The 5,656-nt window shown below is 62.7% G+C and carries 5 protein-coding genes; all 5 read right to left on the bottom strand.

The annotated features are described in order from the left end of the window. The coding region (locus RMO23_RS00190) for a Tim44-like domain-containing protein (RefSeq protein WP_309677915.1) at positions 1–983 on the bottom strand (983 nt) is incomplete at its 3' end. 54 nt (positions 984–1,037) lie between these two features. Next, positions 1,038–1,769 carry a bifunctional demethylmenaquinone methyltransferase/2-methoxy-6-polyprenyl-1,4-benzoquinol methylase UbiE gene (gene ubiE / locus RMO23_RS00195; RefSeq protein WP_309677917.1) on the bottom strand — a complete coding sequence of 244 codons (732 nt, stop codon included), beginning with the start codon at positions 1,767–1,769 and terminating at the stop codon, positions 1,038–1,040. 122 nt (positions 1,770–1,891) lie between these two features. Continuing rightward, complete coding sequence (locus tag RMO23_RS00200; protein ID WP_309677919.1) at positions 1,892–2,305, bottom strand: DUF971 domain-containing protein; 414 nt, start codon at positions 2,303–2,305, stop codon at positions 1,892–1,894. A 38-nt stretch (positions 2,306–2,343) separates the two neighbouring features. Beyond that, positions 2,344–2,781, bottom strand: a complete 438-nt coding sequence (locus RMO23_RS00205; protein ID WP_309677921.1) for an HIT family protein — start codon at positions 2,779–2,781, stop codon at positions 2,344–2,346. Positions 2,782–2,791: 10 nt separating this feature from the next. Beyond that, on the bottom strand, positions 2,792–5,656 hold a 2,865-nt coding region (locus RMO23_RS00210), incomplete at its 5' end, for an FAD-binding oxidoreductase (RefSeq protein WP_309677923.1).

Raw genomic sequence — 5,656 nt, forward strand, 5'->3', positions numbered from 1 at the left:
GCCTGGACCCCGGCCACCAGCCAGCCACCGCGGCCGTCGCGCGGCTTGGTCATGTTCCAGACTTCACGGAACGGGCTGGCACCGGCCGACGCGTCCTCGCGAATCATGCCGGAGAACTCGACGCTGGCCATATAGACATCACTGAGCTCTTCAATGCCCAGCAACTGGGCATTGAGCATCACGACTTCCGTCTTGTTGGCGACACCACCGGTGTGGGATTCCCGGTCCGCCAGCTGGGTCTTGATCTGCTCGAGCATGTCGTCGGTCATCATGGCGCGCAGGTTCTGGATGTCGGAGCGGTCCCAGGCGTCCTGCAGCGTGATGAAGTTGGCCTTGCTGGCCTTGAGAAAGCCCTCGGCATCAAAACCCGCCGGCACGCCCCAGGACTGGGCGCCCAGCAGGGCCGAGCCGATCATCGAACCCCCGGCGGCAGGCGCAGCGCCTTCGGCCTTGTGGGCATCGAAGGCCATGCTGCCGCGCTCCCAGGGTCGCGCCGAGGCATCGTTGCCGACATTTTCGGGGCTGTAGTTTTTGGGGGTGCTGGCATTGCCCGCCCCCTGGAACGCAAAAGGCGTCTGGTTCTGGACGGCGCCCGGCGCACTGGCGGCCCCGCCCTTGAAGCGGCGCATGACGAAGCCGACCACGACCATCACCACCAGCGCCAGCAAAGCAAACATGATGATCTGGCTGAAAGCGCCGCCCAGGCCCAGCGATGAGGCCAGCCAGGCAAGGCCCAGGCCTGCAGCCAGGCCGCCCAGCATGGCGCCCCAGGGCTTTTTGGGTGCAGCGGCGGGGGCAGCGGCAGGTGCGCCCGGTTGGGCCGCCGGAGCGGCAGCAGGAGGCTGCGCCTGGCGCTGGGTGACATTGGACGATTGCTTGCCAATTGAGCGGCCACCGCCCATCCGGGCAGCTTCGGCGCTGGTGCCCGCCACGGTCATGGTGAGTACCAGCGCGGCAGAAAGAATGGCCGACCAAATTTTCATGATGTCTCCTTGAGCACGGTTTTAGGTCTGATTAATTAAACAAGCTGAGCAGCTTCAACACTTGATTCCAACATGCAATGCCACTACCCCGCCAGACATGTTGTGATAGTCCACATGGCCGAAACCACTATTACGCATCAGGGCTTTCAGTTCTTCCTGCCCCGGATGCATGCGAATCGACTCCGCCAGGTAGCGGTAGCTGGAGTCATCCCCGGCCACCAGCTTGCCCAGGCGGGGCAAGACCTTGAAGGAATACCAGTCATAAATCTTCTCCAGCGGCTTGGCCACCTTGGAGAACTCCAGCACCAGCAGCTTGCCGCCGGGCTTGAGCACGCGGTTCATTTCGCTTAGCGCCACTTCCTTGTGCGTCATGTTACGCAAACCAAAGGCCACGGTCACCACATCAAAGTGGGCATCCGGAAACGGCAACTGCTCGGCATCGCAGACCAGCGTCGGCAAATTGACGCCGGCATCGAGCAGCCGGTTGCGGCCCTCGCGCAGCATGGCTTCGTTGATGTCGGTGTGCACCACCTGCCCGCTGCTGCCCACCTTGGGCGCAAAGGCCAGGGCCAAGTCACCGGTGCCCCCGGCAATGTCCAGCACCTGGCAGCCTTCCTTGACATTGGCCACCAGCACGGTGTAGGCCTTCCAGGCCCGGTGCAGGCCTGCCGACATGAGATCGTTCATCACATCGTAGTTGGGCGCGACCGAATCGAACACGCCGCGCACGCGGCGCGCCTTGTCCTGTTCGTTGACCGATTCAAAGCCAAAATGGGTACTGCTCATAAGGTGAATGCTAGAGGGCAAAGCCCGGATTGGTGGCGACAACCCCGCCGGGATGCGGGGGATTAGCGGGTTTTACGCCGAAAAACAACAACGCGGCGACGCTGCCACGCGGTCATCGCCTTTCAGTGATTGCCGCAGGCATGGCCGGCCGCAGCGCCCATGGGCGCGTCACGCTGCACGCCGGCGGCCTGCAGGCGCCTCTGGTAGTCGTCCCACAGCCGGCTTTCGTCCGCGCCCAGGTGGTAGAGGTAGTCCCACGAGAAGATGCCGCTTTCATGCCCGTCAGAAAACACCGGCTTGACGGCGTAGTTGCCGATCGGCTCCAGCTCAACAATGTTGACCTCCCGCTTGCCGGTCTGCAGCACTTCCTGCCCCGGCCCGTGGCCCTGGACTTCGGCGGACGGCGAATAAATCCGCATCAGCTCAAACGGAATCCTGAACTGCGCGCCATCCGAGAACGCAATTTCAAGGATGCGCGACTGGCTGTGAACCGTCAATGCGGTAGGGGTGGGTGCCCCGGCTTGAAGACCTGCCATGGTGCTGCATCACTTTCTGAAAATAATCGGGCCGTCAATCAGGCTGCGGACGCCATTTTTTCGGCAATCAGGCGATTCACGTCGTGGCACTGCAAAGCCAGTGCCGCCAGCTTTTCCGCCTGCGGCGGATGCAGCACGGCGCTCCAGACCGGCGCCGGGAAATGGCTGTCCCAGTCGAAGCGGGCAATGATGTGCCAGTGCAAATGCGGCACCATGGTGCCCAGCGCCGCCAGGTTGATCTTCTGCGGCTTCAGCCGGCTGCGCAGGGCTTGCTCCACTGTCACCACGGCCTCCATGCAGGCGCTGCGTTCAACCGGCGAAAGGTCGGAAAACTCGGCCACATGGGCGTTCCAGACCACGCGGTAGAAAGCCGGAAAGCCGGTCTCCTCGGCCTGGATCACCCGCAACTGCGCATTGCGAAAAACCAGCAGACCGCCATCGGTCTTGCAAAGGGGGCAGGCGCTGGCGGTCATCATGGTCGCAGGATTAAACCAGCACCCGCTCGATCCCGCCATGGTTGGCCGCATCGACGTAAGTCTGCAGCCAGTCCTTGCCCAGAATCTGGTTGGCCATTTCCACCACGATGTAGTCGGCTTCGAGCAGTCCGTTTTGCAGGTCGTTGCCGTAGCGGCTCAGGCCCTGCAGGCAGCTGGGGCAGCTGGTCAGTATCTTGACGTTGTCCTTTTCGCCCACGGCGCCCGAGGCGCGCAACTGGGCTTCGCCCTTTTGCAGCTCTTCTTCCTTGCGAAAGCGGATCTGGGTCGAGATATCGGGCCGCGTCACGCCCAGGGTGCCCGACTCGCCGCAGCAGCGTTCGTTTTTGAGCACGTTGTCGCCCAGCAGCGCCTTGACCGTCTTCATCGGCTCCTGCAGCTTCATCGGGCTGTGGCAGGGGTCGTGGTACAGGTAGCCTGCCCCCGGCTGGTCGGTCCGCAGGGTAATGCCTTTTTCCAGAAGGTATTCATGAATGTCGATGATGCGGCAGCCCGGAAAGATTTTCTCGAACTCGTAGCCCTGCAGCTGGTCGTAGCAGGTACCGCAGCTGACCACCACGGTCTTGATGTCCAGGTAGTTCAGGGTGTTGGCGACGCGATGGAACAGCACCCGGTTGTCGGTGATGATCTTGTCGGCCTTGTCAAACTGGCCGCTGCCGCGCTGCGGATAGCCGCAGCACAGATAACCCGGCGGCAGCACGGTTTGCACACCGGCATGCCACAGCATGGCCTGCGTCGCCAGGCCGACCTGGGAAAAGAGCCGCTCGGAGCCGCAACCCGGAAAATAAAACACCGCCTCGGTCTCGGCCGTGGTACCCGCCGGGTTACGGATGATGGGCACGTAGTCCTTGTCTTCAATGTCCAGCAGGGCGCGCGCGGTTTTCTTGGGCAGGCCGCCCGGCATTTTCTTGTTGATGAAGTGAATCACCTGCTCCTTGACCGGCGCCTTGCCGACCGTGGCCGGCGGCCTGGCGGTCTGCTTGCGCGCCACGCGCCGCAGCAAGTCATTGGCCAGGCGCTGGGCCTTGAAGCCGACGTCCACCATGGCGCCGCGCATGAACTTGATGGTTTGCGGATTGGTGGCGTTGAGGAAGAACATGGCGGCGGCGTTGCCGGGCCGGAACGACTTCTGGCCCATCTTGCGCAGCAGGTTGCGCATGTTCATCGACACCTCGCCAAAGTCGATATCCACCGGGCAAGGGCTCAGGCACTTGTGGCACACGGTGCAGTGGTCGGCCACATCCTCAAACTCTTCCCAGTGCTTGACGCTGATGCCGCGCCGGGTCTGCTCTTCGTACAGAAAGGCTTCGACCAGCAGCGAGGTCGCCAGAATCTTGTTGCGCGGGCTATACAGCAGGTTGGCGCGCGGCACATGGGTGGCGCAGACCGGCTTGCATTTGCCGCAGCGCAGGCAGTCTTTCACGCTGTCGGCAATCGCGCCAATGTCGGACTGCTGCATGATCAGCGACTCATGGCCCATCAGGCCAAAGCTGGGGGTGTAGGCATTGGTCAGGTCGGCGTAGAACGATTCGACCGCCTCCTTGGCATCATTTTTGCCATCCAGCCCATGATTAACATGCTCAGGCTGCTCCTGATTTCGTAGCAATTTGCCCTTGTTGAAACGCCCCTCGGGATCGACCCTGGACTTGTAGTCGGCAAAGGGTTGCAGCTCGGCGTCGGTCAAAAATTCCAGCTTGGTGATGCCAATGCCGTGCTCGCCAGAAATCACGCCATCGAGCGAGCGCGCCAGCACCATGATGCGTTCCACGGCAGCGCGCGCGGTTTGCAGCATCTCGTAGTCATCGCTGTTGACGGGCAGGTTGGTGTGCACATTGCCGTCGCCGGCGTGCATGTGCAAAGCGGCCCAGACGCGGCCCTTGAGCACGCGTTTGTGGATGGCGTTGCATTCCTCAAGAATCGGCAGGAAGGCCGCACCCGAGAAGATCGCCTGCAGCCTGGCCCTTAGCTGGGTTTTCCAGCTGGCGCGCAGCGAGTGGTCCTGCAGTTGCGGGAACAGCTGCTCCACCTCCTGCAGCCAGCCGGCCCAGAGGACGCGCACCTCGGCCACCAGCGCCAGCGCCTGTGCCACCCGGTCTTCCAGCAGCTCGGCCGAGGGAATCTCGCTGGCATCGTCTGACTTGCCCAGCGGCAGCTGGCCCCTGCGGAAAAAGGCATCGAGTTCGTCGCACAGCCGAATCTTGTTGCGCAGGCTCAACTCGATATTGATGCGCTCAATGCCGTCGGTGTACTCGGCCATGCGCGGCAGCGGAATCACCACGTCTTCATTGATCTTGAAGGCATTGGTGTGGCGCGAAATCGCCGCGGTGCGCTTGCGGTCCAGCCAGAACTTCTTGCGGGCGTCCGGACTGATGGCGATAAAGCCCTCGCCGTGACGCGAATTGGCAATGCGCACGACTTCTGACGTTGCCCGCGCGACCACGTCGGCATCGTCGCCGGCAATGTCACCAAACAGCACCATCTTCGGCAGGCCGCCGTGTTTTTTCGATTTGGTCGCGTAGCCGACCGCCTTCAGGTAACGGTCGTCCAGGTGCTCCAGCCCGGCCAGAATCGCCCCGCCGCGCGCTTGCTCGGCGAACATGAAGTCTTTTATCTCGACGATGCTGGGCACGGCATCCCTGGCGTTGCCGAAAAATTCGAGGCAGACGGTGCGCGTTTGCGCCGGCATGCGGTGCACGATCCAGCGCGCGCTGGTGATCAGGCCGTCACAGCCTTCCTTCTGGATGCCGGGCAGGCCGCTCAGGAACTTGTCGGTGACGTCCTTGCCCAGGCCTTCCTTGCGGAAGGTCTTGCCGGGAATGTCGAGGCGGTGGGTAGCAACCGGCGTCTTGCCATCGGC

The sequence above is a fragment of the Polaromonas sp. genome (genome assembly GCF_031411155.1).
In the GTDB taxonomy this organism is placed as follows: Bacteria; Pseudomonadota; Gammaproteobacteria; order Burkholderiales; family Burkholderiaceae_C; genus Polaromonas.

Coding starts and splice junctions, on each gene's coding strand:
- RMO23_RS00200 (WP_309677919.1), bottom strand. CDS start 2,305: ATGGCAGGTCTTCAAGCCGGGGCACCCACCCCTACCGCATTGACGGTT.
- ubiE (WP_309677917.1), bottom strand. CDS start 1,769: ATGAGCAGTACCCATTTTGGCTTTGAATCGGTCAACGAACAGGACAAG.
- RMO23_RS00205 (WP_309677921.1), bottom strand. CDS start 2,781: ATGATGACCGCCAGCGCCTGCCCCCTTTGCAAGACCGATGGCGGTCTG.